At 67.1% G+C, this 24141-nt stretch carries 21 protein-coding genes and 1 pseudogene; 8 read left to right on the top strand and 14 right to left on the bottom strand.

The genetic code is table 11. From position 1 onward, the window contains the following. From C492_RS18120 to C492_RS18105, 4 genes are all read right to left on the bottom strand, one after another. Positions 1–888: a succinate dehydrogenase/fumarate reductase iron-sulfur subunit gene (locus C492_RS18120; RefSeq protein ID WP_008426271.1), complete on the bottom strand. Its 888-nt coding sequence runs from the start codon at positions 886–888 to the stop codon at positions 1–3. 1 nt (position 889) lies between these two features. Beyond that, positions 890–1255 carry a succinate dehydrogenase subunit D gene (locus C492_RS18115; protein ID WP_008426269.1) on the bottom strand — a complete coding sequence of 122 codons (366 nt, stop codon included), beginning with the start codon at positions 1253–1255 and terminating at the stop codon, positions 890–892. Next, on the bottom strand, positions 1255–1683 hold the full coding sequence (gene sdhC / locus C492_RS18110) for a succinate dehydrogenase, cytochrome b556 subunit (protein WP_008426267.1): 429 nt from the start codon (positions 1681–1683) through the stop codon (positions 1255–1257). Before sdhC ends, C492_RS18115 begins: the two co-directional genes overlap by 1 nt. A gap of 102 nt (positions 1684–1785) precedes the next feature. Further along, positions 1786–2886 carry a succinylglutamate desuccinylase/aspartoacylase family protein gene (locus C492_RS18105; protein WP_008426266.1) on the bottom strand — a complete coding sequence of 367 codons (1101 nt, stop codon included), beginning with the start codon at positions 2884–2886 and terminating at the stop codon, positions 1786–1788. 143 nt (positions 2887–3029) lie between these two features. Between C492_RS18105 and C492_RS18100 the strand changes: the two genes are divergently transcribed. The 4 genes from C492_RS18100 to katG all read left to right on the top strand — a co-directional run bounded on the left by C492_RS18100 (position 3030) and on the right by katG (position 9310). Further along, positions 3030–3782: a GNAT family N-acetyltransferase gene (locus C492_RS18100; RefSeq protein ID WP_008426264.1), complete on the top strand. Its 753-nt coding sequence runs from the start codon at positions 3030–3032 to the stop codon at positions 3780–3782. A 239-nt stretch (positions 3783–4021) separates the two neighbouring features. Beyond that, complete coding sequence (locus C492_RS18095) at positions 4022–5491, top strand: oligosaccharide flippase family protein (RefSeq protein ID WP_008426263.1); 1470 nt, start codon at positions 4022–4024, stop codon at positions 5489–5491. 69 nt (positions 5492–5560) lie between these two features. Further along, positions 5561–6904, top strand: coding sequence for an ATP-grasp domain-containing protein (locus C492_RS18090; protein ID WP_008426262.1), 1344 nt, complete (start codon positions 5561–5563; stop codon positions 6902–6904). 222 nt (positions 6905–7126) lie between these two features. Further along, on the top strand, positions 7127–9310 hold the full coding sequence (gene katG, locus C492_RS18085; protein ID WP_008426261.1) for a catalase/peroxidase HPI: 2184 nt from the start codon (positions 7127–7129) through the stop codon (positions 9308–9310). Positions 9311–9345: 35 nt separating this feature from the next. Here the strand turns inward: katG and C492_RS18080 are convergent, their stop codons facing one another. The 4 genes from C492_RS18080 to C492_RS18065 all read right to left on the bottom strand — a co-directional run bounded on the left by C492_RS18080 (position 9346) and on the right by C492_RS18065 (position 14638). Beyond that, positions 9346–10593 (bottom strand): hypothetical protein, encoded by a 1248-nt coding sequence (locus C492_RS18080; RefSeq protein WP_008426260.1) that lies wholly within the window; start codon positions 10591–10593, stop codon positions 9346–9348. 47 nt (positions 10594–10640) lie between these two features. Then, the gene (locus tag C492_RS18075) at positions 10641–11231 is read right to left on the bottom strand and encodes a DNA-3-methyladenine glycosylase family protein (protein WP_049893177.1); all 591 of its coding nucleotides are present in this window, start codon (positions 11229–11231) and stop codon (positions 10641–10643) included. Positions 11232–11294: 63 nt separating this feature from the next. Then, positions 11295–13814, bottom strand: coding sequence for a heavy metal translocating P-type ATPase (locus C492_RS18070; protein WP_008426258.1), 2520 nt, complete (start codon positions 13812–13814; stop codon positions 11295–11297). Between the two features lie 56 nt (positions 13815–13870). After that, positions 13871–14638 carry a helix-turn-helix domain-containing protein gene (locus tag C492_RS18065; protein WP_008426257.1) on the bottom strand — a complete coding sequence of 256 codons (768 nt, stop codon included), beginning with the start codon at positions 14636–14638 and terminating at the stop codon, positions 13871–13873. Between the two features lie 26 nt (positions 14639–14664). Between C492_RS18065 and C492_RS23910 the strand changes: the two genes are divergently transcribed. After that, on the top strand, positions 14665–15234 hold the full coding sequence (locus tag C492_RS23910; protein WP_008426256.1) for a hypothetical protein: 570 nt from the start codon (positions 14665–14667) through the stop codon (positions 15232–15234). A 40-nt stretch (positions 15235–15274) separates the two neighbouring features. Here the strand turns inward: C492_RS23910 and C492_RS18055 are convergent, their stop codons facing one another. Continuing rightward, on the bottom strand, positions 15275–16600 hold the full coding sequence (locus C492_RS18055; protein ID WP_008426255.1) for a lactate racemase domain-containing protein: 1326 nt from the start codon (positions 16598–16600) through the stop codon (positions 15275–15277). Between the two features lie 96 nt (positions 16601–16696). Continuing rightward, positions 16697–17848 carry an acyl-CoA dehydrogenase family protein gene (locus C492_RS18050; RefSeq protein WP_008426254.1) on the bottom strand — a complete coding sequence of 384 codons (1152 nt, stop codon included), beginning with the start codon at positions 17846–17848 and terminating at the stop codon, positions 16697–16699. Between the two features lie 115 nt (positions 17849–17963). On the opposite strand from C492_RS18050, the gene C492_RS18045 reads away from it, so the two are divergent. Next, on the top strand, positions 17964–19940 hold the full coding sequence (locus C492_RS18045; RefSeq protein ID WP_008426253.1) for a 3-hydroxyacyl-CoA dehydrogenase/enoyl-CoA hydratase family protein: 1977 nt from the start codon (positions 17964–17966) through the stop codon (positions 19938–19940). Positions 19941–20094: 154 nt separating this feature from the next. Then, positions 20095–20241: pseudogene (locus C492_RS23185) on the top strand (HalX domain-containing protein); the annotation flags it as partial. Here the strand turns inward: C492_RS23185 and C492_RS18040 are convergent. The 4 genes from C492_RS18040 to C492_RS18025 all read right to left on the bottom strand — a co-directional run bounded on the left by C492_RS18040 (position 20229) and on the right by C492_RS18025 (position 22884). After that, positions 20229–21437 carry an acyl-CoA dehydrogenase family protein gene (locus tag C492_RS18040; RefSeq protein ID WP_008426252.1) on the bottom strand — a complete coding sequence of 403 codons (1209 nt, stop codon included), beginning with the start codon at positions 21435–21437 and terminating at the stop codon, positions 20229–20231. The pseudogene C492_RS23185 and the gene C492_RS18040 sit on opposite strands and share 13 nt — an antisense overlap. 54 nt (positions 21438–21491) lie before the next feature. Beyond that, positions 21492–21695: a hypothetical protein gene (locus C492_RS25435; RefSeq protein ID WP_008426251.1), complete on the bottom strand. Its 204-nt coding sequence runs from the start codon at positions 21693–21695 to the stop codon at positions 21492–21494. A gap of 312 nt (positions 21696–22007) precedes the next feature. After that, positions 22008–22385 (bottom strand): cupin domain-containing protein, encoded by a 378-nt coding sequence (locus tag C492_RS18030; RefSeq protein ID WP_008426250.1) that lies wholly within the window; start codon positions 22383–22385, stop codon positions 22008–22010. A gap of 61 nt (positions 22386–22446) precedes the next feature. Then, positions 22447–22884, bottom strand: a complete 438-nt coding sequence (locus tag C492_RS18025) for a CopG family ribbon-helix-helix protein (RefSeq protein WP_008426249.1) — start codon at positions 22882–22884, stop codon at positions 22447–22449. Positions 22885–23019: 135 nt separating this feature from the next. Between C492_RS18025 and C492_RS18020 the strand changes: the two genes are divergently transcribed. Further along, entirely contained in the window at positions 23020–23802 is a 783-nt protein-coding gene (locus C492_RS18020; protein ID WP_008426248.1) for a creatininase family protein, read from the top strand. Positions 23803–24141 lie beyond the last annotated feature (339 nt).

The following is a 24141-nucleotide window of genomic DNA, read 5'->3' as shown; positions in this document are numbered from 1 at the left end:
TTACCAGAACTTCAGGTTCTTCTTGACTGCCTCCCGCTTGAGCTCCTGAATGTGCTCGGTCAGGGGGATGTCCTTCGGACACACCTCGGTACAGGAGAACTGGGTCTGGCACCGCCAGACGCCGTGTTCCTGCTCCAAGATGCGGAGTCGGTGCTCTTTGATCTCCGCGCCCTCGCGGTCGTCCATCGCGAACTTGTAGGCCTTGTTGATCGCCGCCGGCCCCAGGTACTGGTTGTCGCCGGCCGCGATGTTACAGCTTGACATGCAGGCGCCACACCAGATACACCGCGAGGACATCTTGATCTTCTCGCGGTTCTCGGGGCTCTGGCGCTGTTCCTCGAGGTCGTTCGTGGCCGGGGTATCCTCGTCCTGGAAGTACGGCTCGACGGCGTGCATCTGGTCGTAGAAGTGGTCCATGTCGACGACCAGGTCCTTGACGACCTCCTGGTGGGGCAGCGGCTCGACCCGGACCGGCTGCTCGAGTTCGGAGATCTGGGTCTTACAACCCAGGCGCTGTCGGCCGTTGACGAAGAAGGCGTCGGAGCCACAGACGGCCTGCCGACAGGAGTGTCGGAAGGTAAGCGAGGAGTCGAACTCGTCGCGAGCGTACATCACCGCGTCGAGGACGGTCATCCCCTTCTCGAAGGGGACGTAGAAGTCGTCGAACCGGGGCTCCTGTTTGCCCTCGACTTCGGGGTCGTAGCGGAACACCTTGAGGTGTACCGTCTCCCCCTCGACGTCGGACTCGTCGACGGCCTCGGCCTGAGCGAGTCCCTGTTCTTTCTCCTTGAGCCGCTCCTGCTGTGGCGACTCGGCGCCCCGCATCTCGGGGTCCTCCGGTGCTTCCTGCGATTCGGGTTCTTTCGGTTGTTCCTGTTGCGTACTCATGTTAGGTCCACCCCGCCATGGCGACCGCGACCCAGACGCCCTGTGCGACGAGCGCGATTCCGGCCAGCGAGAGCACGGCAAGCACGAGTTTTTTCGGCGTTCCCTCGAGTCCCTGGTTGACCAGCGCGTTGTAGACGCCGTTGACGCCGTGGAACGCGCCGGCGACCAGGAACAACACCATCGTCACGAAGTACCCGATGGTGCTCATCCGCTCTTGTGTCCCGGCGAACGTAACTTCTGCGGCGTGGTTGACGAAGTGCAACTGGAAGAAGTGAAACGCCAGCACGACGACCAGAAACGCCGCGGTAATCCGCTGGAGCAGCCAGCCGGTACCGCCGCGGGTAAACGAGGAGTATCGCTCCGCCATCAGAGCGCCACCCCGTCCAGGAACGTCGGCACGCTCGCGACGGTGATGATCCCGGTCAACACCAGCGAGGCGTAGAAGCTCTTGTCCTGTGCGGTGAGGCCGACGCCGAGGTCGACCATCAGCAGTCGAATCCCGTTCAGGATGTGGAAGACGGCCACCGCCAGCAGCCCGACCTCGAGTATGCGGATAATAAACAGCGACTCGAGTCCCTGGATAGTCTGGGTGTAGACGTCCGTTTCCTGCTGGATCAGTGCCACGTCACCGCTGGCTGCACCGATGGCCGTACTCAGCACGGCGATGTGGGTAAACAGGTAGCCGATCAGCATCCACCCGGTAAACTTGTGGAAAATCCACGCCCACATTCCGGCCGAGAACTCCTTCCAGCGCCCGAAGTCCTCGATGAGACCGCGATTGTAAGACTGACTCATACACTCATGTGGACGGTTTGACCGGGGAGGTATAGAAGTTACCTTTATCGGCCGGTTTACCGGGTTCCGAAGGTCGGTCCTTGCGGCGCCGTCGCCGACCGCTCACATCGGAAGCTGGGACTGCGACCCGGTTCTCGTCTTCGTGCGGTCGTTTTCCAGGGCCGTCCGCGTGTCGGACTCGAGCCCGACCAGGTGACAGAGCGGGTTCCCCGGGTAGACGACCGGGTTCTCGAGGACGCCGACGATAAGCCCGGTAAAGGGGGCCTCGACGGTGACGATGTCGTCTTTCTCCTTGAACGGGTTCGTGATGGTACAGATCACGTCCCCCTCCTCGACGAGCGATCCCCGTCCGTGTTTCATGTCGACGATCCCGCCGGCGTCGGCCCGGAGCCAGGTCTTCTCGTCGTCGGTGTCGATGACGGTCCGCCAGCCGGGCCAGTGGACGGCCGCACCCGGGTGGAGCCCGAACTCCGCGAACACGCTGGCGACGCCGGTGAGCGCGCGGTCGATCAGCCGCCGCTGGAAGCGGTGTGCCTCGCCCATCTCGATCGTGACGGTCGGAATGCCAGCGTCGGTCGCCTCGCGGCGCAGGGTGCCGGAGGGCCCCTGACCCGCGATGATGACGTGGGAACTGAACGCGCAGGCGACCCGCGCGGCGTCGGAATCGTCCATGTTCGCCCGTGCGTGGAGCATGTTCGTCCGTCCTCGCGTCGAGGTGTGGAAGTCGATCCCCAGGTCACAGGGCTCGATGAAGTTCGTGAAGATCCGGTGGGCCATCCGCCTGGCGCTGGTCGACCCCTCCCGGCCGGGGAACGATCGGTTCAGATCCCGATCGTAGATCGGCAGGTACCGCTCCTGGGCCAGAAAGCCGGGGACGTTCATCACCGGCAGACAGACGAGCGTGCCGTGAAGCTCGGCGTGATTCCAGTCGTGAGCGACCTCGCGCACGACCTCGATCCCGTTGAGTTCGTCGCCGTGTGCCGCCGCCGAGAGGAACGCCGTCGGTCCGGGGTGGTTCCCGTTGATGATCGTAACCGGGATCCGCACGGGATCGCCGAGGTACGTCTCGCTGATTCCGTACCGGATGTTCGCCGACTCGCCGGGATCGACCCGGCCGCCGTCGTACGTAAAGACGTCGTCGTCGATCGGCGGCGAACCCGACGACTCGCTCGAGTCGCCGTCCGCCGCGTCGTTACCGCCCATAGGTGCCCACTGGGTCGGCACCCTCGTGAATCTTTGTTCGCCGTCTCGACGCGCCCGCGATTCGGAAACGTAGCGAGAAAAGTACGTAAGACAGTTGAAATTCAGGGCATAGATTTTGTATGCCCGAACGGTACGGTACAGGCATGGAGATTCGCGAAGCGACCGACGCCGACACCGACACGATCCGTTCGATCGCCCACGACTCGCTCTCGTCGACCTACACGGACTTTCTCGGGGAAGAAACGATCGAGGACGCCGTCGAACAGTGGTACGGCGAGGAGTTCACCGAGGATATCGCCGACGACCACTCGCTGATTCTGGTCGTCGAGCGCGACGGCGAGGTTATCGGCTTCTCCCACAGCGAACTGGTCGGCCAGCAGTACAGCAACGGCCGGCTGCTGTGGCTCCACATCGACCCCGACGCCCGCGGCGACGGGATCGGCGTCCGGCTGCTCGTGCGCACCCGCGAGAAGCTCCTCGACGCCGGCGCCGACCAGGTCCAGTGTTTCGTCCTCGAGGACAACGAGGGCGGCAACGCGTTCTACGCCGACCACGGCTTCGAGCAGGCCGACCAACGCGAGGTCGAGATCGGGTCCGAGACGTTCACCGAGAACGTCTACGTCGAGGGCGAGATCGAAAGCGGCGACGACTGGACCGCGATCGACGAACTCGAGCTCGACGGGGAGACCGTCTACGTCAGCTACGGCGAGGCCAATCGGGGCTCGAAGGCGCCGTTTTACGGCGCCTACGAGAGCGAGGACCAGTCCGAGCGCTACGGCTGGCTCTGCGGGAACTGCGACTCGATCGACAACGCGATGGACACGATGGGGCGCATCGAGTGCAACGCCTGCGGGAACCGCCGCAAGGCGACGCGGTGGGACGCCTCCTACCTGTAGCGAAGCGGTAGCCCCGACACGTCTCCCTCGTCCGTGACGTTCGTCTCGTTGGGCCTGTAGGCTCCGCCTACCCGTCGATACCGACGGTCGCGGGCCGTCAGCGTGGACTTCGAGCGCGTCGCTGCGGCCGTCCTCCCGGAGTTGTCTCCGCATTACAATTGGGTCCCCGCTGGTCGTCTCCCTCGAGTCGCGGATCGCCTCCGACCTCGTAGCACGGCGTTCGACGGCCCACCTCCAGTATGAACAGACAGGATCACATCGTTCGCGGGTTCAAGGCGACGCTGGTCTCGCGGGCGATATACATGGTCTCGAGCGCGCTGTTGATGCTCGTGCTGGCGCGGTTTCTCCTCGACCCGGACGGCTACGGTGCGCTGTACTGGGCGATCGGCGTCCTCGCGGTGATCCAGCTCGTCGCGGACCTCGGCCTCGGCAAGTCGGCCGCACGCTACTTCTCGGAGTACCGCGAGCGGGACCCGGGCCAGATACCGCACCTGATCCGGACGACGCTGGCGCTGAAGATCGCGCTGCTCTCGATCGTCACGACGGCGCTCCTGGCGTTTCACGAGCACCTCGCCGCGGCGCTTGGCGATCCCGGCGCCGCGCCGTTTCTCGCGGCGGGGGCGCTGTACATCGTCGCCTTCTCCTTTAGCACGACCTCCCAGATCGCGCTGCAGGGGTTCAATCGCCTGGGGTACAGCGCGGCGATCCAGGCGATCAGCGGCGCCGGCCGCCTGGTGTTCGCGGTCGCGTTCGTCGTCCTCGGAACGGGGGCGCTGGGCGCGCTGTTCGGCTACGTCGTCGGGTACTCGATCTCGGCCGCAGTGGGGCTGACGATCCTGTACCTCGAGTACTACGCCCGCTACGAGCCCGCCGAGACCTACGAACCCGGGCTCGCGCGGCGTCTGGCCGAGTACAGCGTCCCCCTCACCGCGACCAGGAGCGCGAACGTGATCGACAAGCGCATCGACGTCGTCCTCGTGGGAGTCTTCCTGACCCCCGCCGCGGTCGCGTTCTACCAGCTGGGCAAGCAGATCACGGACTTCGCGCTCGCGCCCGCGGAGGCGCTCGGGTTTACGATCTCGCCGAACTTCGGCGAGCAGAAGGCGACCGGGCAACTCGAGTCCGCCCGACGGATCTACGAGACGTCGCTGACGAACGTGCTCCTGCTGTACGTCCCTGCGGCGGTCGGACTCGTCATCGTCGCCGACCCGTTCGTCACGATGGTGTTCGGCGCCGACTACGCGGGCGCGGTGCCCGTCCTGCAGGTCCTCGCGGGGTTTATCGTCCTGCAGGCGATCACGAACCTGACCAGCGACAGCCTGGACTACCTCGGGCGCGCCCGTTCCCGGGCGGTCGCGAAGGGGGCGACGTCGGTCGCGAACTTCGGGCTGAACCTCGCGCTCATCCCGACCTTCGGCGTCGTCGGCGCCGCCGCGGCGACGGTCGCGACCCACTCCGTCTACGTCGCCGTCAACCTCTACATCGTCCACAGCGAGCTCTCACTGCGGCTCGAGCGGCTCGGTCGGACCGTCGCCCGCGTCTGCGGAATCACTGGCGTGATGGCCGTCGCCGTCTCGCTCGTGACGCCGCTGATCTCGAACGTCGTGATGTTGTTCGTCGCGATCGCGCTCGGGGCGGCCACCTGGGGGGTGCTCGCGGTAACGACGGGGATGATCGACGCCCAGCAGGTTCGGTCGGTTATCTCCTGACGACCCCGGGTCTTCCGACGCTTGCTATCGCTCATGAACGCTTATCAATACCGTCGCTCACTATACTGTATGGCTGTTTCCGATTCCGTCACCGTCGGCGTACTGAGCCTCCACACCAGCAAGGAGACGAAGGCGATCCTCAACGCGGTCGAAGAGCTGGGCCACGACACCGAGTGGCTCCGCGCCGAGAACACCGCCGTCAGCGTCGCCGACGGGAGCGCCACCCTCGAGCCCGCCGTCGACGTCATCGCCAACCGAATGCTGCTGTCGAACACAGAACAGCCCTGCGAGGAGCTCGGCCTGGCGAACACCGTCTCGGGACTGGTGCCGATGCTCAACGAGCCGAAGTCGGTGCTGACGGCGATTCACAAGCTGTCGACGGCGACGGCGCTGGCGGCGGCCGACGTCAGAGTTCCCGACGTGACGCTGGCGCTCGGCAACCAGAAACTCGCCGAGGCGCGGTCCCGGTACGGCGAGGAGGCCGTCTACAAGACGGCGATCGGAACCCACGGCGGCGGGACCTGGAAGGTCGGTCCGGACGACCCGATCAACGCGAAGGTCGGCAACCGGTACGCGTTCCTCCAGGAGCTCGTCGACCTCGAGGACGCGCGCCACCGCGACGTCCGCGTCTACGTCGTCGACGGCGAGATCATCGGGGCGATGTACCGCTACGCGCCCGACAACGACTGGCGGACCAACGTCGCGCTCGGCGGGAGCGTCGAGGACGCGACCGACGACCTCCCCGAGACGGCCCGCGAGATGGCCCGACGGGCCAGCGACGCCGTCGGGCTCGACTACGCCGGCGTCGACCTCGTCGAGGGCGAGGAGGGCTGGTTCGTCCTCGAGGTCAACCCGACTGCGGGGTTCAAGGGGCTGTACGAGGCGACCCGGATCAGTCCCGCCCCCTACATCGCCAAGCTCGCGATCGAGCAGGCGGGCGGCGAGGTCGACGACGACCGCGTCGCGGAGCTGTCGGCGGTGCTCGACGACTCGCGGCCGTCGGCCCAGCCGTCCGACGCGTCGGCGTTCGACGGGGAGCCGGCGGTGATCGGCTACACCGAGGAGGTCGTCCTCTCGGGGACCAGCGGCTCGAAGACGGTTCTCGCGAAATCCGACACCGGCGCGACCCGGACGAGCATCGACACGTCGCTGGCGGCCGACATCGGCGCCGGCCCGATCAAGTCGATCACGCGGGTCAAATCCGGCAGCAGCAAGACCTCGAAGAGCCGCCCCGTCGTCGACGTCGTCGTCGGCGTCGGCGGCAACCAACACACCGTCACCGCGAGCGTCGAGGACCGCAGCCACATGGACTACCCCGTTTTGCTCGGCCGTGACATCCTCGAGAACTACCAGGTCGACGTCAGCCGGCGGATCGACCGCGACGCGCAGGACAGACCCGAGGAGGAGGAGTAATCGGCCGCGGGCGGCGGGACCCCGGACCCGACGGCGGACAGCCGCGAACCCCAGACGGGTCCGATCGACCCCATTCGGGCCGTAGCCAGAGATCCTCATCGCGAGCGGCGCGGTTCCGCCACGGATAAAAGTTCGTGAATGAGAAAGATCGGTTGGGCGATAGCGAATAGTTCCTTATCGGATTAGACAATCTTAATACGCGAAAGCCACAATCGAACTACGATGACGAGGTCCAACCAAGACTGGTGGCCGAACCGGTTGAACGTGGAGATCCTCGACCAGAACGCCTGTGAGGTCGGGCCGACGGACGAGGACTTCGACTACGCCGAGGCGTTCGAGGAACTCGACTACGAGGAGCTGAAGTCGGACATCGAGGACGTCATGACCGACTCCCAGGAGTGGTGGCCGGCCGACTACGGCCACTACGGCCCGCTGTTCATCCGGATGGCCTGGCACAGCGCCGGCACGTACCGCATCAGCGACGGTCGCGGCGGTGCCTCGGGCGGTCGACAGCGCTTCGCGCCGCTGAACAGCTGGCCCGACAACGCGAACCTCGACAAGGCTCGCCGCCTGCTCTGGCCGGTCAAGCAGAAGTACGGCCGCAAGCTCTCGTGGGGCGACCTGATCGTCCTGGCCGGAAACGTCGCCCTCGAGTCGATGGGGTTCGAGACGTACGGCTTCGGCGCCGGGCGCGAAGACGAGTACCGACCCGACGAGGCCGTCGACTGGGGCCCCGAGGACGAGTGGGAAGCCTCCGAGCGCTTCGACGAGGACGACGAACTCGAGGGTAACCTCGCCGCCACCGTGATGGGGCTCATCTACGTGAACCCCGAGGGTCCCGACAGCGAGCCGGACCCGGAGAAATCCGCGGAACGGATCCGGGAGTCGTTCGGCCAGATGGCGATGAGCGACGAGGAGACGGCCGCGCTCATCGCCGGCGGACACACCTTCGGGAAGGTCCACGGCGCCGAGAACCCCGACGAGCACGTCGGTCCCGAGCCCGAGGCGGCTTCCATCGACCAGCAGGGACTGGGCTGGGAGAGCAGCCACGGCTCCGGGAAGGGCGCCGACACGATCACCAGCGGCATCGAGGGTCCCTGGAACACCACGCCGACCCAGTGGGACATGGGCTACATCGAGAACCTCCTCGAGTACAACTGGTGGCCCGAGCGAGGTCCCGGCGGCGCCTGGCAGTGGACCACCCAGAACGGCGAGCTCGACGAGGCCGCCCCGGGCGCCGAGGAGCCGGCGGAGAAGGAGGACGTGATGATGCTGACGACGGACGTCGCGCTCAAGCGCGACCCCGACTACCGGGAGATCCTCGAGCGCTTCCAGGACAACCCCAACGAGTTCCGGAAGGCGTTCGCGCGGGCCTGGTTCAAGCTGATCCACCGCGACATGGGTCCGAAAGAGCGATACGTCGGTCCGGAAGTTCCGGAGGAGGAGCTGATCTGGCAGGACCCGATCCCCGACGCCGACTACGAGCTGATCGGCGAGGACGAAGCTGCCGACCTCAAAGCGGAGATCCTCGAGACGGACCTGTCGGTCTCCCAGCTGGTCAAGACCGCCTGGGCGTCGGCCTCGACGTACCGCTACGGCGACAAGCGCGGCGGCGCCAACGGCGCCCGCATCCGCCTCGAGCCCCAGCGCAGCTGGGAGGTCAACGAGCCCGACCAGCTCGAGACGGTGCTGTCGACCCTCGAGGAGATCCAGGAGGAGTTCAACGGCTCGCGATCCGACGACGTGCGGGTCTCGCTTGCGGACCTGATCGTGCTGGGCGGCAACGCGGCCGTCGAGCGGGCGGCGGCCGACGCCGGCTACGACGTCGAGGTCCCGTTCGAGCCGGGCCGGACCGACGCCTCCCAGGAACAGACCGACGTCGACTCCTTCGAGTCACTCAAACCCGTCGCGGACGGGTTCCGCAACTACTACAGCGACGAAGCCGACCGGTCCCAGGAGGAGCTGCTGGTCGACAGGGCTGATCTCCTGAACCTGACGGCGCCCGAGACGGCGGTGCTCGTCGGCGGCCTGCGCGCGCTGGGCGCCACCTACCAGGACACCGACCTCGGCGTCCTCACCGACCGTCCGGAGACGCTGACCAACGACTTCTTCGTAAACCTGCTCGACATGGACTACGAGTGGGAAGCGTCCGACGGCTCCCAGGACATCATGGGCTGGGAGGCGACCGCGGAGTCGGACACCGACGAGGTGTTCGGCCTGCGCGACCGCGAGACGGGCGAGGTCGAGTGGGCGGCGACCCGCGCGGACCTCGTCTTCGGGTCGAACTCCCGCCTTCGCGCCGTCGCGGACATCTACGCGTCCGAGGATAGCGAGGAGAAGTTCGTTCGGGACTTCGTCGACGCCTGGAGCAAGGTCATGCAGCTCGACCGCTTCGACCTCGAGTAACGCTTCGGCCTCGAGTCGCCGATATTTTTCGCCGACTACCCGTCCTCGAGCTCCCGCCGGAGCACCAGCTCGTCGTCGGTGATCTCGCCGACCTGCGACCGCCGGACGGAGCGATCGTCGTCGTCGCGCTCGAGCCAGCCCAGCCGCGCCTTGATGCGATCCGTCAGCCCGGGCTCCGGGTCGACGTAGGCGGTGTCGCCCTCGACGGCGGTGACGATCCCGATCCGTTCGCCGGCGTCGTCGACGACGGCTTTCCCCGCGTCGTCGTCCTCGAGTTCGCGGACGATCGGCTCGGTTCCGGGGACCGGTTCGGCGGTCGCCGTCGTCTCGGCGCCCTCTGCGCTCGGCTCGGCCGTTCCGTACTCCTCGGGGTCGACGAGCTCGCCGTCCAGTACGTCGCTGTCGAGGACGTCCGAGTCGAGCACCTCGGTGTCCTCGAGCGCGAACCGCCTGCGGACGCGCTCCTCGACCCGCTCCTCGACGGTCCGACGCTCGAACAGCTCGCTTCGGACGAGGTCGCCCGCTCCGTCGACGGCCTCGTTCCGGAGCTCCCGATCGACCGACTCGGCGGCGGCGTCCGACCGCGCCACGTCCTCGAGGACGGACCGTGGGACACTCTCCGGATCGGCATCCGCGTCCGGCTCGACCCGTGGCTCCTCGCGGGCGACGTCGACGCCGACGACCTCGCTCTCGACGGCGTAGCGTTCGACCTCCTCGATCGTCTCGACGCGGGATTCCGCCGTCGTCACCGCGACGGCGCCGTCGCCGACGAACTCGGTGTCGACGACCGTCCGCTCGAGGAGCTCGGACTCGATCAGCTCCCGGTCGACGACCTCCCTGTCGACGACCTCGCTTTCGACCGTGTCGCGTTCGACGACCCGGCTCTCGCCCTCGACGTCGCTCTCGACGACCTCGGTCGTTACCGTCTCGCCCCGCCGGAGGGCATCCTCGAGTTCGGACCGCTCCTCCGAGGCCCGCTCGAGGGCCGCCTCGCGCTCGAGGAGCTCGAACTCCTCGAGTTCCCCGGGGTCACCGGTCGACCCGCCGCGGTAGAGAAAGACCAGTTCGCCGTCCCGGAGGTGCTCGTCGAACTCGGCCCAGGCGTCCGACGCGTCCTCGTCCGCGTCGAGTTCCCCCCGCCGGGCGAACGAGTAGCCGTGTCCCTCGCCTCCGTGGGTCGATACCGGGACGGCGTCGCGCGACTCCGCCCACTCGCGGATCCGATCGGGATCGGTCGTCATCCGGCGTCGCTCGCTCCCGCCGGAGATCGTCTCGTCTGTCATACAGACGTTGGCGCCCGGCCGACGCTTCAGCCCGTTGCCGGCGTCTGCTACTCGGACTCGTACTCCGCCCAGATGTACCGCGTCGCGACGCTGCGGTAGGGACGCCAGTCCTCTGCGATCTCGCGCATCTCCGCCCGGGCGAGCTCGTCGCCGTTTCCGTACAGGTTCTCGATTCCGCGTCGAACCGCCAGATCGCCCAGCGGGAGCACGTCGGGGCGCTCGAGGACGAACAGGAGGTACATCCGCGCGGTCCAGTCGCCGACCCCCCTGATCTCGGTGAGCCGATCGATCACCGCCTCGTTCGAGTACTCCGCGAGCCCCGCCCGCGTGTAGTCGCCGTCCCGAAACGCCCGGGCGGCGTTTCGGACGTACTCGATCTTGCTGCGGGAGAGCCCGGCCTCGTAGAGCGCCTCCTCGTCGGCGGCCAGGACGGTCTCCGGCGTCACCTCCCCGCCGAGCACGTCGAACACCCGTCCACGGATGGCGGCCGCGCTCGCGGTCGAGACCTGCTGGTTGATGATCGAGATGCAGAGTCGCTCGTACTCGGTCCAGTCGGGTTCGACGTACGGGTCGTGTCGATCGACGAGCTCGGCCATCACGGGATCCTGACGGAGAACTGGGGCTGCCTCTTCTATCATACCGGTGGGAGACGGAATAAGGGATCGCGAGCAGATATACGTCTCGCTTGCGCGGCGGTCCGCTCAGTCCGACTCGAGGGCTTTCTCGTCGGGCGTCTCGGGTTCGACGCCCGCCAGCCGCATCGCGTTGCCCGTCACGCCGAGGCTCATCCCCATGTCGCCGACGACGACCGCGTGGATGACGGTCACGATCCCGAACGGCGCGCCCGCGGCGAGGACGGCCTTGACCGCCAGGCTCGCCCAGACGTTCTGACGGATGACGCCGGTCGCCTTCCTCGAGAGCGCATAGAGGTACGGCAGCCGGGAGAGGTCGTCGCTCATCAACGCGACGTCGGCCGTCTCGAGGGCCGTGTCGGTCCCCGCGGCGCCCATCGCGACGCCGACGTCGGCGGTCGCGAGCGCGGGCGCGTCGTTGATCCCGTCGCCGATCATGGCGACGCGGGGCTCGTCGGACTCGCCTTTCAGCTCGCGGATCAGCTCGAGTTTCTCGTCGGGCAACAGCTCGGCGTGGTACTCCTCGATTCCGACCCCGTCGGCGATCGCGCGGGCGGTGCCCTCGTTGTCGCCGGTGAGCATCACGACCCGGACGCCCCGCTCTTGCAGCCGGGAGACGGCCCACTTCGCCTCCGGACGGACGCGATCCGCGACGGCGACGACGCCGATCGGGCCGTCCTCGGTGCCGACGACCACGACGGTCTTGCCCTCGGCCTCGAGGTCGGGCACGACCTCGCCGAGCACGTCCAGACAGCCCTCGCGGTCGCACTGCGAGTCGGTCTCGTAGCCCATCGATTCCAGGGTGAGCCCCCCGTCGGTCGTCGCGTGGGTGTGCTCGAGGTCGGCCAGCCCCTCGAAGAGGTCGGGTTTGCCGACGTAGTGGGCGGTGCCGTCGACGTCGGCGCGGACGCCCGTCCCGGTAAGCGCCTCGAACGCCGCGACGGTCGCGCCGTCGGGGTCGAGTCCCCGATCCGCGGCGCGGTCGACGATCGCCCGGGCGACCGGGTGCTCGCTCCGTCGCTCGACGGCGCCGGCCCGCCGGAGGACCTCGTCGGCGTCGGCGCCCTCGAGGGGAACGACGTCGGTCACCGACAGCTCGCCCGTCGTCAGGGTCCCGGTCTTGTCGACCGCGAGGACGTCGCTCTCGCCGACGGCCTCGAGGTGGCGCCCGCCCTTGATCAACACGCCGTTTTTCGCGGCGCTGGTGATCCCGGAGACGACGCTGACGGGCGTCGAGATGACGAACGCGCAGGGACACGCGATCACCAGTAGGGTGAGCCCCCGAAGGAACCACGCGTTCCAGGAGGCACCGGTGAGAAGCGGCGGGAGCGCGGCGACGGCGACCGCGAGGACGACGACGATCGGCGTGTAGACGCTCGCGAAGCGGTCGACGAACTGCTCGCGGTCGGTCCGCTCGCGCTCGGCGTCCTCGACTGTGCGGACGATCCGGGCGATCGTCGAGTCGTCGGCCGCGCTCTCGACGTCGACCTCGAGGTAGCCCGACTCGAGGATCGTCCCGGCGAAGACCTCGTCGCCCGGTTCCTTGTCCTCGGGGACGCTCTCGCCGGTGATCGGCGACTGGTCGACCGCGCTCGACCCCTCGAGGACGACGCCGTCGGCGGGGATCTTCTCGCCCGGACGGACCACGACGCGGTCCCCGACCTCGAGGTCGTCGGCGGGGATCTCCTCCTCGGTGCCGTCCTCGCGACGCACCGTGGCGGTGTCGGGCGAGAGCTCCATCAGCTCCCGCAGCGAGTCCCGAGCGCGATCCATCGAGAACCGCTCGAGCAGTTCGGCGACGCTAAAGAGTACGGCCAGCATCGCCCCCTCGAAGGGGTGGTGGGCCGCCACGCTGGCGACGATCCCGACGCCCATCAGGAAGTCGATGTCGAGGCTACGGTTGCGCGCGGAGTAGTAGCCGTTGCGCAGGATCGGCGCCCCCGCGACGGCCGCGGCCGCGACGAAAGCCGCCTGCGAGAGCGCGTAGCTCCGCCCTCCGATCGCTCCGAGCGTCGGGTCCAGCGCCGGAAACCCGAACTGGAGGACCATCCCGACCGCGACGAGGACGGCGCCGACGCCCGTTCCGACGGCTCGACGGCTCCGCCAGACGGCGGTCGGCTCGGCCACCCCGTCGTCCCCGTCGGCGATCGACGACGCCTCGTAGCCGGCGGACTCGACCGCTTCGACGAGGGGTTCGACGTCGGTCCCCGGAGCGGTTTCGACGGCGACCCGACCCGTCGCGGGCCGCGTCTCGATCCGACCGACGCCGTCGACGTCGGCCAGGGCGTTCTCGACTTTCGTCGCACAGGAGGGACAGTCCATCTCGGGGACCGACAGCGAGCGCTCCGCGGCCGCGGATTCGATCGCGTACCCCGCGGCGCGAACGCGCTCGCGGATCTCGGACTCGCTCGTGCGGGTCGGATCGTACGCCACGACGAGGCGGCCGCTGGTCACGCGGGGGTCGATCCCGTCGATCCCCTCGAGACGCTCGAGGCTGTTTCGCACCTTGCCCGCACAGGAGGGACAGTCCATCTCGGGGACTCGCAACTCGAGGGTGCGACTCGAGTCGGCGGGATCGGCGTCGCTCATGACACGTCAGTACTCGGTCGAACGCTATACGGATTATTTGGCGTGCGCCAACTCGGTCAGAGCGCCCCGCTCGTGCCGGCGGCCGCCAGCGTCTCGATCGACTCCTCCCCGTCCACGAACGCCGCCGCGAGGGCGGCCTCGGCGCGCCGGAGGCGGTAGGAGAGCGTCGACCGCGGAACGTCGAGCACCTTGGCGAGGTCGTCGAGTTCGATCCGTCGCGGCGTCTCGTAGTAGCCGTGTTCGACGGCCGCCCGGAGGGCCTCGCGTTGCTCCTCGGGGAGCGACTCCTCGCGGTCGGCGTCGAAGCCGCTCCGATCCGGATCGAGCTCGGTCAGGCGGAGCATCTCCATCCCCGTACACTCGCCGACCTCCTCGCCCAGGGCGTCGAAGAACTCGTGGATCGGGGCGTCGCCGCCGAGGACGATCCGCCAGCGGTAGCGTCGGCCCTCGCGGTAGGTCTCGAACAACAGCCCCTCGCCGAGGTGCTCGAGGGCGACGTGGGGAACCGACGTACAGACCTGGGTCCGCTCCCAGTAGGTGTAGACGACGAGCGCGTCGCTCGACCGATCGAGGACCTGCGTCTCGACTTCCGCCCCGCAGTGGTCCTTCACGAGACAATCCGCGAAGTAGTCGGCCGTCTCGTAGGCCGCCTCGAGCTCGGCGAGCGCCCCCTCGGGACCGGTCGCGAGGTCGACCCGCCAGAGGCTGTCGGCGGAGACGTGACACGACAGCGACCGCACCGAGGCGTCGGGGTGTGTCGCGAGCACGTCCGCGACCGGATTGGTTCCCGGATCGTACTCGAGGGCGAAGACGAACTCTCTCATGGCCGTCCTACGGGCCCGAGCGAAAAATGATTCCCGATCGTCCGCGTAAGTGGTGTCGTGACCTCGACGTGATTACGTGGTTTCGCGGCCTGTGGCAGTTCTACCTCGCGTACACGAAGACCGGCGTCCACGCGGCCGCGGCCGCGGCGCTGGCGATCTTCGGGATACTCGTCTTCGTCGACGGCGCGTTCGCGATCCTCGCGATCGCCTCCTACGTGCTTCCGCCCGTGGTCCTCTACGTCCGCGCGGACGACGCGGCGCCGGCTTTCGAGGCGGGAACGGACTCGCTCGAGACGCCGGAAACCGACCGTCGCGGCGGAGAAACCGATCGGCGATCGACCGCTTCGGTCCTCGTCGACGAGCGGCGGGACGACGGCCGCGCCGCGGCGTTCGACGGCGACACGGACTCCGACAGCGACGACGGCGACACGGACTCCGACAGCGACGACGGCGACACGGACTCCGACAGCGACGACGGCGNCGACGGCGACACGGACTCCGACAGCGACGACGGCGACACGGACTCCGACAGCGACGACGGCGACACGGACTCCGACAGCGACGACGGCGACACGGACTCCGATAGCGACGGATGAACGATCCCCGCGGATCGCGTTCGGAAGGGGGTCGTTCGATTCACTCCGGCGAGGAGGCAGCGAAGTCCCCGTTCCCGTCGAACTCGACGGGCGTCGGTTCGCTCACGACCCGGAGGTCCTCGCGGTCCCGCGCGGCCTCGACCAGCGGCGCCGAGGCGTAACACCGCTTCAGGCGCATCGTGTCGGTCGCCCTGAGAACGCGGGCCTCCTCGCCCGGGACGGGGCCGATCGTGCCGAGGCTCGCGATCAGTCCCGCCCGATCGGTTTCGACCACCGGCGGGAGCCGCACGCCCCGAACCGTGCTCGCGGTGATCGCGTTGATCAGCGACTTCGACCAGTCCAGTCCCGCCAGCACGTCGCGATGTGCGAAGTCGGCCTGGCCCATTCCCATCGCGTTGCCCTTCGTCTTCTCGGTGAACCCGCGGGCGAAGATCCGCTTCACGTCGGCGGTCTCCGGCTCGGGCTCGTCGATCGTGAAGTGGCGCCGTCCCGTCACGTTGGTGTCCATCCCCTGCCCGCTGACGTCCTTGCCCAACCGATCGACGACGAGGACGTCGAGTTCCTCGAAGGGGAGTTTCGGCATGAGGTCCCAGGCCTCCTCGAGCAGCTCCGCTTCGCGCTCGAGAAAGCCCGACGGCGCCACGCCCTCGAGGCGGGTCGTCTCGTCGAGTTGATCCTCGACGATCGCGACGCCGCCGGCGACCGGGAGCGCCTCGAGGAGCTGACCGGTGATCTCGGGGAGCATGTTGCGCAGGCTCCAGTCGACGGCCCAGTCGTGGGCCATCTTCGCGCCGCGTTGTTTTCCCATCCCGATGACGAGCATCTTCGAGAGCCCGCTCTCGACGTCTCCGCTGAAGTCGGTGTGGGGTTTGATGCGGTTCACCGGAACGATGGCGTCGGCCTCGACGGCGTGAGCGTCCGCGTACACCGGGACCCCCCGCTCGGGCGTCTCGCCGACCGTGACGACGTCCATCGTCGCCCGGATCTCGCAGCCGATCGCCTCCTCGGTGACTCCCAGCGTCGCGAGCTTCTCGCGTTGCCCTTCCGCGGTCGCCCCGCCGTGGCTCCCCATCGCCGGGAAGACGAACGGCTCGTATCCTCGCTCCTGCAATCCGGCGACGACCCCGCCGACGATTTCGGGAAGGTTGGCGATGCCGCGGCTGCCGGCGCCGACGGCGACCTCGCCGCCCGCGGGGACCTCCTCGAGCTCGAGGTCCCCGACCGCCGCGGCCGCCTCGGCGGCGACCGATTCCGGCGGGATCGGGTCGGTTTCCCAGCGCTGCTCGAGGACGCCCATCTCCGGGAGCGCGACGTCTCCGCAGGCGGTTCGGACGGTCGACTCCGACACCGTGAGATCGTCGATCATGCACGAACAGTGCGGGGAGAGGGAGAAAAGCGTACCGAGGGGTCGAACTGCCGAAACGGCGGTGCCGGGCGAGCCGAGGCTCCGTCTCGGGACGCGTTAGAAGCCCTTGCCGAGCATCTCGCGGGCGATGACGTTCTTCTGGATCTCGCTGGTTCCCTCGTAGATCTGGGTGATCTTGGCGTCGCGGTAGAACCGCTCGACGGGGAAGTCGTCGACGTAGCCGGCGCCGCCGTGGATCTGCACCGCCTCGTCGGCGACGTCGACGGCGACGCGGGAGGCGTACTCCTTGGCCATCGAGGCGAGCTTGGTGATGTCCTCGCCCTGGTCGACCTTCCAGGCGGCCTTGTAGGTCAGGTTGCGCGCGGCCTCGGTGTCGGTCGCCATCTCGGCGAGCTTGTGCTGGATCGCCTGGAACTCCGAGATCGACTTGCCGAACTGCTCGCGGTCCTGGGCGTACTCGAGGGCCGCACGCGTGGCGCCCTTCGCGATGCCGACGCCCTGGGCGGCGACGGCGGTGCGGGTCTCGTCGAAGAACTGCATCTGTTGCATGAAGGCGGCGTCTCTGGTCCCGACGAGGTTCTCCTCGGGAACCCGAACGTCGTCGAAGACCAGCTCGGCGGTGTCGGAGGCGCGAATCCCGAGCTTGCCGGTGATCTTCTCGGCCGAAAAGCCGTCGCGGTCGGACTCCACGATGATCTGGCTGAAGCCGTTGTACCGGCCCTCGGCCTCGGGATCGGTCTCACAGAGGACGACGAAGAAGTCGCCGACGGTGCCGTTGGTGATCCACATCTTGTTGCCGTTTACCACCCACTCGTCGCCGTCCTTCTCGGCCCGCGTCGAGACCGAGGAGACGTCGGAGCCGGTGTCGGGCTCGGAGATCGCCGCGCCCGAGATCTTCTCGCCGAGCGCGACGGGCTCTAAGAACCGTTCCTTCTGGTCCTCGGTCCCGAAGTTCATGATCGCCTCGCAGCCGAAAGAGGTCGAGACGATCGAGAGCCCGATCCCGGGATCGTACGAGAACAGCTCCTCGGTGATGATCGCGGTGTCGAGGATGGAGTAGCCGGCGCCGCCGTACTCCATGGGGATGTAGGTCCCGGTCAGGCCCATCTCGGCCGCCTGGTCGACGACGTCGTGGGGGTATTTCTCTTCCTCGTCGTACTCGCCGGCGACGGGAACGATCTCGTTCTCCGCGAACCGAGCGACTTCGTCGCGGATCTGTTGTTGCTCTTCGGAGAGTCCGAATTCCATGGACGATAGTTATCTATGATTGGGTAAAGATGTTTGTAACCGGAAGTAAACGGAACTGTAGTTTCATTTACGAAAGAGGGAAACGTTCAAACGGGTCCGCATTGCATACGATACCATGGAGATCGACGATATCAACACCGTCGCAGTTCTTGGAGCGGGCAACATGGGACACGGTATCGCGGAGGTCGCCGCGATGGCCGGCTACGACGTCGCCATGCGCGATATCAACGAGGAGTTCGTCCAGGACGGCTACGAGCAGATCGAGTGGTCGCTGAACAAACTCGCCGAGAACGACCAGCTCTCTCGGGAGGAAGCCGACGCCGCCCTCGAGCGGGTGACCCCGCTGGTCGACATGGAGGAAGCCTGCGGGAACGCCGATATCGTCATCGAGGCCGTCCCCGAGAAGATGGAGATCAAGAAGGACGTCTACGGGGAACTCGAGGAGGTCGCGCCCGATCGGGCGATCTTCGCGACGAACACCTCCAGTCTCTCGATCACCGAACTCGCCGAGGTGACCGACCGTCCGGGGCGGTTCTGTGGGATGCACTTCTTCAATCCTCCCGTCCGGATGCCGCTGGTCGAAGTGATCTCGGGCGCCGAGAGCGACGAGGAGACCCTCGAGATCGTCGAGGCCCTGGCGGAGGACTTCGAGAAGTCGCCCGTGCGCGTCCACAAGGACTCGCCCGGGTTCATCGTCAACCGCATCCTCGTCCCCCTGATGAACGAGGCCTGCTGGCTCGTCGAGGAGGGGGAGGCGACCATCGCCGAGGTCGATTCGACGACGAAATACGAGATGGGGCTGCCGATGGGGAGCTTCGAACTCGGCGATCAGGTCGGCAACGACGTCAGCTACCACGTCCTCGAGTACATGCACGACGTCCTCGGCGAGGCCTACGAACCGTGTCCGCTGCTCGAGCGCAAGGTCGAAAACGAGGAGCTGGGTAAGAAGACCGGGAAGGGATTCTACGACTACGAGGACGGCGACGGCGTCGACATCCCGACCGACGAGGTCTCCGAACTCGTCGAGGAACGGCTCGTCGCCACGATGGCAAACGAGGCCGCCAAGCTGATCGGCGGCGACGTCGCCCCGCCCGAATCGATCGACGAGGCGACGAAACTCGGCGCGGGCTTCCCCGACGGCCCCGTCAAGCTGGCCGACGAGTTCGGCCTTGAGAACGCCCTCGAGGCCCTCGAAGAGGCCTACGAGGAGACGGGCCACGAACGCTACGCTCCCGCCGACTACCTCGAGGAGCGCGCGAGCGAGGGCGGCTTTTACGACCGCGCGTCGGACGGGGACGGCGAGATCGCGTTCGACGCGATTCGCGTCGAGTACCCCGGCGAGATGGTCGGCCACGTCGTCCTCGACCGCCCCCACCGCATGAACACCATCAGCGAGGAGCTGCTCGACGAACTCGAGGACGCGATCGAGGTCCTCGAGGACGACGACGAGGTTCGGTCGATCCTCCTCACCGGCGAGGGCGACCGGGCGTTCTCCGCGGGCGCGGACATCCAGAGCATGGCCGCCGGCGGTGCGGACCCGATCGAGACGACCGAGCTCTCGAAGCGGGGCCAGGAGGTATTCGGCGCGCTCGAGGCCTGCGAGATGCCCGTCGTCGCGGGCATCGACGGCTACTGTCTCGGCGGCGGGATGGAGCTGTCGATGTGCGCCGACCTCCGGGTCGCCAGCGCCGGCTCGGAGTTCGGACAGCCCGAACTCGACCTCGGACTCATCCCCGGATGGGGCGGCACCCAGCGGCTCTCCGCGATCGTCGGCGAGGGTCGAGCGAAGGAAATTATCCTCACCGCCGACCGCTTCGACGCCGAGACCCTGGAGTCGTACGGGTTCGTCAACGAGGTCGTCGACGGCGAGGAGCTCGAAGACCGCGCGCTCGAGCTCGCGGCCGACCTCGCCGGCGGGCCGCCGATCGCCCACCGGTACGCCAAGCGAGCGATGCTGGCGGGCCGCGACGACACCGACGCCGGCCTCGAGTACGAGGCGTCGGCGTTCGGCCAACTGATGGCGACCGACGACCTGATGGAGGGAATCACGGCGTTCATGGGCGACGGCGAGCCGGAGTTCGACGGGAAGTAAGACGACTTCGGAACGCTCCGGCAGAGGAGCCGGTCTGCGGGGCTCGGGGTCGACTCCGTAGACGGCGTTTCAGTCCGATCGCTCCTCGTTTTCGTCGTCCTCCGGGTCGTCGAATCGAGTTCCGGCCGCTGCTGGCGGTGAAACGGGACAAGCCGAGCTTGCGGACAGCGACGAATACCGCGAACTCCGCGATCGGATCGACGAACTCGAGGCGAGCCTCGAGGAGACGGTAGACCGGCGAAACAGCGCTTTCCCGCCCGCGACGGCGCGCTCGTCGAACGGTCCGAGTTACGGCGCCTGACCGTAGATCAGGTTCCGCTGGACCTCGTTCGCGCCCTCGTAGATGACCGGGACTCGAGCGTCCCGGTAGACCCGGGCGATCCGTCGCTCGTCGAGGATCGATCGCCCGCCGTGGAACTGCATCCCCTGCTCGGAGACGTCGACGGCCGTTTCGGTCGCCGCGGTCTTGGCTAACGCCGCCCAGTAGCCCGCGCGGTCGTTGTTCGCGACCTTCTCGCACGCGCGCCAGGTGAGCGCCCGCGCGCTCTCGAATCCGATGAGCATGTCCGCGAGCCCGTGCTGGACCGCCTGGAACTCGTTGATCGTGCGGCCGAACTCCTCGCGGTCGTGGCTGAACTCCCAGGCCTCCTCGATTGCGGCGGCGGCGATCCCGAGACCGTGTCCGGCGACCATCACGCGGCCGTGGTTGAAGAAGTCGGCGAGCATCATGAACCCGGCCCCCTCGTGGCCGATCAGGTTCTCCTCGGGAATCCGGCAGTCGTCGAAGGTGATGTGGGCCTGCTTGGAGGCGCGCATCGCCATCTTCTCGGGGATGTGTTCGGCCTCGTACCCCTCGGCGTCGGTCGGCACGATGAACATCGAGTGGTTGCTGTACTTGTTGTCCTCGTCGTCATCAGAATCGGTTTCCGATTCTGATTGGCTCGAAAGACCCTCGGTCTTTCGAACGTCGCCGGTCCGCGCGTACACCGTGATCCAGTCGGCCTCGACGCCGTTGCCGATCCAGTACTTCTCGCCGTCGAGGACGTACTCGTCACCCTCCTTTTCGGCCCGCGTCCGCATTCCCGCCAGGTCGCTCCCGGTCTCGGGCTCCGAGACGGCGAGCCCGGAGATCTGGTCCCCCTCCGCGACCGGACGAACGTACTCCTCGCACTGCTCGTCGGAGCCGTACTCGTAGGTGATCTCGCAGCCGAAGCTGGCGAGTTGGAGCGTCAGCGCGATCCCCGCGTCGGCCCGGTAGAACTCCTCGGTGAGCGCGAGCAACTGCGGGAGGTCGAGCCCGCGTCCACCCCACTCCTCCGGAATATCCTGGGCGACGAGGCCGGCCTCCTGGCCCGCCTCGAGTATCTCGTGGGGGTACTCGCCCGACTGGAAGAACTCCTGAGCGTTGGGTTCGATGTGCTCGCTGGCGAACTCGCGAGCTTCGGTCTTGATGTCGCGTGCGTGCTCCGGAACGATGCTGGGATCGAGGAGATTCACGATACGGTTCTTGGTGGGTGTCCCCAAATAACCGACGGCCGGTGGAGGCCGGGTTCACCGACGCGACGGGACGGTTTCGTCGACCGAAACGTCCGCTCGTCGTCCCAACCGCCGGATGTCCCAGACGACGTCGGCAACGACGTGGGCGTAGAGGACGGCCGCCGTTACGACGGCGAGCGGAACGGCCACGAGCGCCAGACCGATAACTGCGATTCCGGCGAGCAACAGGTGGCTCAACAGGCGCGAGAGCGCGCCCACGTCGCCCCCTTCGAAGATCCGATCCTGCTCCGCGAACGCGGTCAGCGGATGCGAGAGACAAAACCGAAACGAATCCCACGTTCCGGTTCTGTACCGAGCGATGACGAAGTGGTCGAGATCGATAGCGACGCCGAGGACGGTTCCGTAGCCGACGACCGCGGTCGCGGGAACGACCGCTCCGGCGAGTTCGACCGGCCCGACCGCGACGGCGACGATCCCGGCGACGACGAACGAAACGATCGCGTGGTGGATCGAATAAATGGGCGCTCACCCACCGCGGAGAACGTCGTCGAGCCACTAAACCTCTCGCCGTTAGCCGGCGAATCCCGAGAGCAACCACTCGCCGTTCTCGCCGTCCTCGTCGGCAATTCCGGGCGCGCTGACGAGAACGAACGCGCTCTCGTCGTCGCCGTTTCGGATCTGGCGGGTCGACTCCGGCGGGATCCACAGCGCGTCGCCGGTTTCCATCTCCACGGGATCGTCGTCGACGACGACCGTCGCTCGTCCCTCGATGAGGACGTACACCTCCTCGTGTTCGTTATCGGCGTGGTCGTGCGGCCGACTCTTCCATCCCGGATCGCAGCGCGCGACCGTGACGCCGACCTGCTCGGTTTCGAGCGGATCGCTGAGAAAGTGCATCGCGCTCGAGACCTGATCGACGTCCTCGTAGTTCACCTTCCGATAGGACATAGCTGCCAGTACGACGGGATCCCAGTAAAACTACGCGTTCCTCGCCCGAACGATTCCCGTCTCACTTTCCGTGTCCGTTCTGGGAGATCGGATCGAAGCTGTCGACCGGAGTCACCGAGTAGTCGACGGTCAGCGCGTCCTTCGTCGCTCGGATCTTGCCGACGAACGTCGAGATATCCTCGAGTTGCCCCTCGAGAACGAACAGCTCCATACAGTAATGATCGCCGACGTGGCTGTGGAAGTTCGAGGCGACGAGGCCCTCGTGTTCGTGTCTGAGCTGCATCATCCGTTCCTCGACGGTCGTCGTCTCGTAGTCGAACAGGACGGTGACGATCCCCATCAGCTCTCGGTCCTCGAGGCGGGTATCCTCGAACTCTCCCAAGAGGTTGCGGGAGGCTTCCCTGACGACCTCGCTCCGACCGGTGTACCCGTGCTCGTCCGCGAACTGGTCGAGTCGCTCGAGAAGCTCGTCCGGCATCGAGACGCTGACGACTGCCATATATTAATCCGAAGCCCATTTACTATTAAGGTTTGCTATCGTTTCGTCCTCGCGCTCGCGAAGCGAACCCGTTCCCGCGTCTCAGGATCGGACGGAGTAACACAACGTTTTGACGGTTCGGCGTGAGAGTACAGTATGTTCCTTCCCCACCAGTCCTGGCCCGATCTCGCCGACTACGTCGCCGACGAGTCGCTCGCGGTCGTCCCGCTGGGCTCGACCGAACAGCACGGTCCGCACCTCCCCGAAGGAACCGACTACCTGATCGCGGAGGCGCTCGCTCGAGCGGCGACCGATCGGACGGGTTATCTCTGTACCCCGCCGATTCCGGTCGGCGTGAGCCCCCACCATCGGCAGTTCCACGGTACCATGTGGGTCGACCCGCCGGTCTTTCGAGACTACGTGGAGAGTCTCTCGCGAAACCTCACGTACCACGGGATCGATCGCATCGTCTACGTCAACGCCCACGGCGGAAACGTCCAGCACCTTCGTGAGGTCGGCCGCCGACTGCACGAGGACGAGACCGCCTTCGCTATCGAGTGGATGTGGGACGAATCGATCCCCGGGCTCATCGAGGAGGTCTTCGAGACGCCGGGTCCCCACGGCGGCCCCAAGGAGACGGCGATGATCATGCACATCGCCGCGGAACTCGTCCGCGAGGACCGACTCGAGGACGCCCGCGACGGCGGCGCAATTTTCGACTACGAGGCCGAACTCGTTCACGGCGCCCGGATCTTTTACGACGCCATCGAGAACAGTCCGAACGGCGTCTTCGGCGACCAGACGGACGCGACCCCCGAGATCGGCGAGCGACTGTTCGAGGCCGCGACCGAACAACTCGTCGCCCTGCTCGAGTGGCTCGACGACCAGCCGTTTTCGGACCTCGTCGCGTCCCCCCACGTCGATCCACAGTCGACGTAGTCGGGACGCGACTCGCGTCGATCGTGGAGGGACGATGTGGACGGTCTCAGTGCGGGCGCGCAGATCGTTTTAAGTTTGACGGGCACTCGGAAACTGCCACTCAGTTCACAGGACGACCGCACGACTGCGACGTGTTTGTGAGTGCCTGTCGGCGAGGGTCGGGTTCGAAGGCCTTATGTAGTAACCGGGAACTCTGATATAATACGCAGAAGATGAGGACTTCACCCCTGCGGTCCGCCGCAAGATGAGGTCTGATGTGAGCCTTGGTAGTTCGGTGACGCCCGATCGGTCCGCGATCGCGGCCGAACCGAACGTGGACCCATTCAAGTGAGTGTGATT

Origin of the sequence: Natronococcus jeotgali DSM 18795 (assembly GCF_000337695.1) — an archaeon.
GTDB classification, from domain to species: Archaea; Halobacteriota; Halobacteria; order Halobacteriales; family Natrialbaceae; genus Natronococcus; species Natronococcus jeotgali.
This window is presented reverse-complemented; position numbering and strand designations above follow the sequence as displayed.

Coding starts and splice junctions, on each gene's coding strand:
- C492_RS18120 (WP_008426271.1), bottom strand. CDS start 888: ATGAGTACGCAACAGGAACAACCGAAAGAACCCGAATCGCAGGAAGCA.
- C492_RS18115 (WP_008426269.1), bottom strand. CDS start 1,255: ATGGCGGAGCGATACTCCTCGTTTACCCGCGGCGGTACCGGCTGGCTG.
- sdhC (WP_008426267.1), bottom strand. CDS start 1,683: ATGAGTCAGTCTTACAATCGCGGTCTCATCGAGGACTTCGGGCGCTGG.
- C492_RS18105 (WP_008426266.1), bottom strand. CDS start 2,886: ATGGGCGGTAACGACGCGGCGGACGGCGACTCGAGCGAGTCGTCGGGT.
- C492_RS18100 (WP_008426264.1), top strand. CDS start 3,030: ATGGAGATTCGCGAAGCGACCGACGCCGACACCGACACGATCCGTTCG.
- C492_RS18095 (WP_008426263.1), top strand. CDS start 4,022: ATGAACAGACAGGATCACATCGTTCGCGGGTTCAAGGCGACGCTGGTC.
- C492_RS18090 (WP_008426262.1), top strand. CDS start 5,561: ATGGCTGTTTCCGATTCCGTCACCGTCGGCGTACTGAGCCTCCACACC.
- katG (WP_008426261.1), top strand. CDS start 7,127: ATGACGAGGTCCAACCAAGACTGGTGGCCGAACCGGTTGAACGTGGAG.
- C492_RS18080 (WP_008426260.1), bottom strand. CDS start 10,593: ATGACAGACGAGACGATCTCCGGCGGGAGCGAGCGACGCCGGATGACG.
- C492_RS18075 (WP_049893177.1), bottom strand. CDS start 11,231: ATGATAGAAGAGGCAGCCCCAGTTCTCCGTCAGGATCCCGTGATGGCC.
- C492_RS18070 (WP_008426258.1), bottom strand. CDS start 13,814: ATGAGCGACGCCGATCCCGCCGACTCGAGTCGCACCCTCGAGTTGCGA.
- C492_RS18065 (WP_008426257.1), bottom strand. CDS start 14,638: ATGAGAGAGTTCGTCTTCGCCCTCGAGTACGATCCGGGAACCAATCCG.
- C492_RS18055 (WP_008426255.1), bottom strand. CDS start 16,600: ATGATCGACGATCTCACGGTGTCGGAGTCGACCGTCCGAACCGCCTGC.
- C492_RS18050 (WP_008426254.1), bottom strand. CDS start 17,848: ATGGAATTCGGACTCTCCGAAGAGCAACAACAGATCCGCGACGAAGTC.
- C492_RS18045 (WP_008426253.1), top strand. CDS start 17,964: ATGGAGATCGACGATATCAACACCGTCGCAGTTCTTGGAGCGGGCAAC.
- C492_RS18030 (WP_008426250.1), bottom strand. CDS start 22,385: ATGTCCTATCGGAAGGTGAACTACGAGGACGTCGATCAGGTCTCGAGC.
- C492_RS18025 (WP_008426249.1), bottom strand. CDS start 22,884: ATGGCAGTCGTCAGCGTCTCGATGCCGGACGAGCTTCTCGAGCGACTC.
- C492_RS18020 (WP_008426248.1), top strand. CDS start 23,020: ATGTTCCTTCCCCACCAGTCCTGGCCCGATCTCGCCGACTACGTCGCC.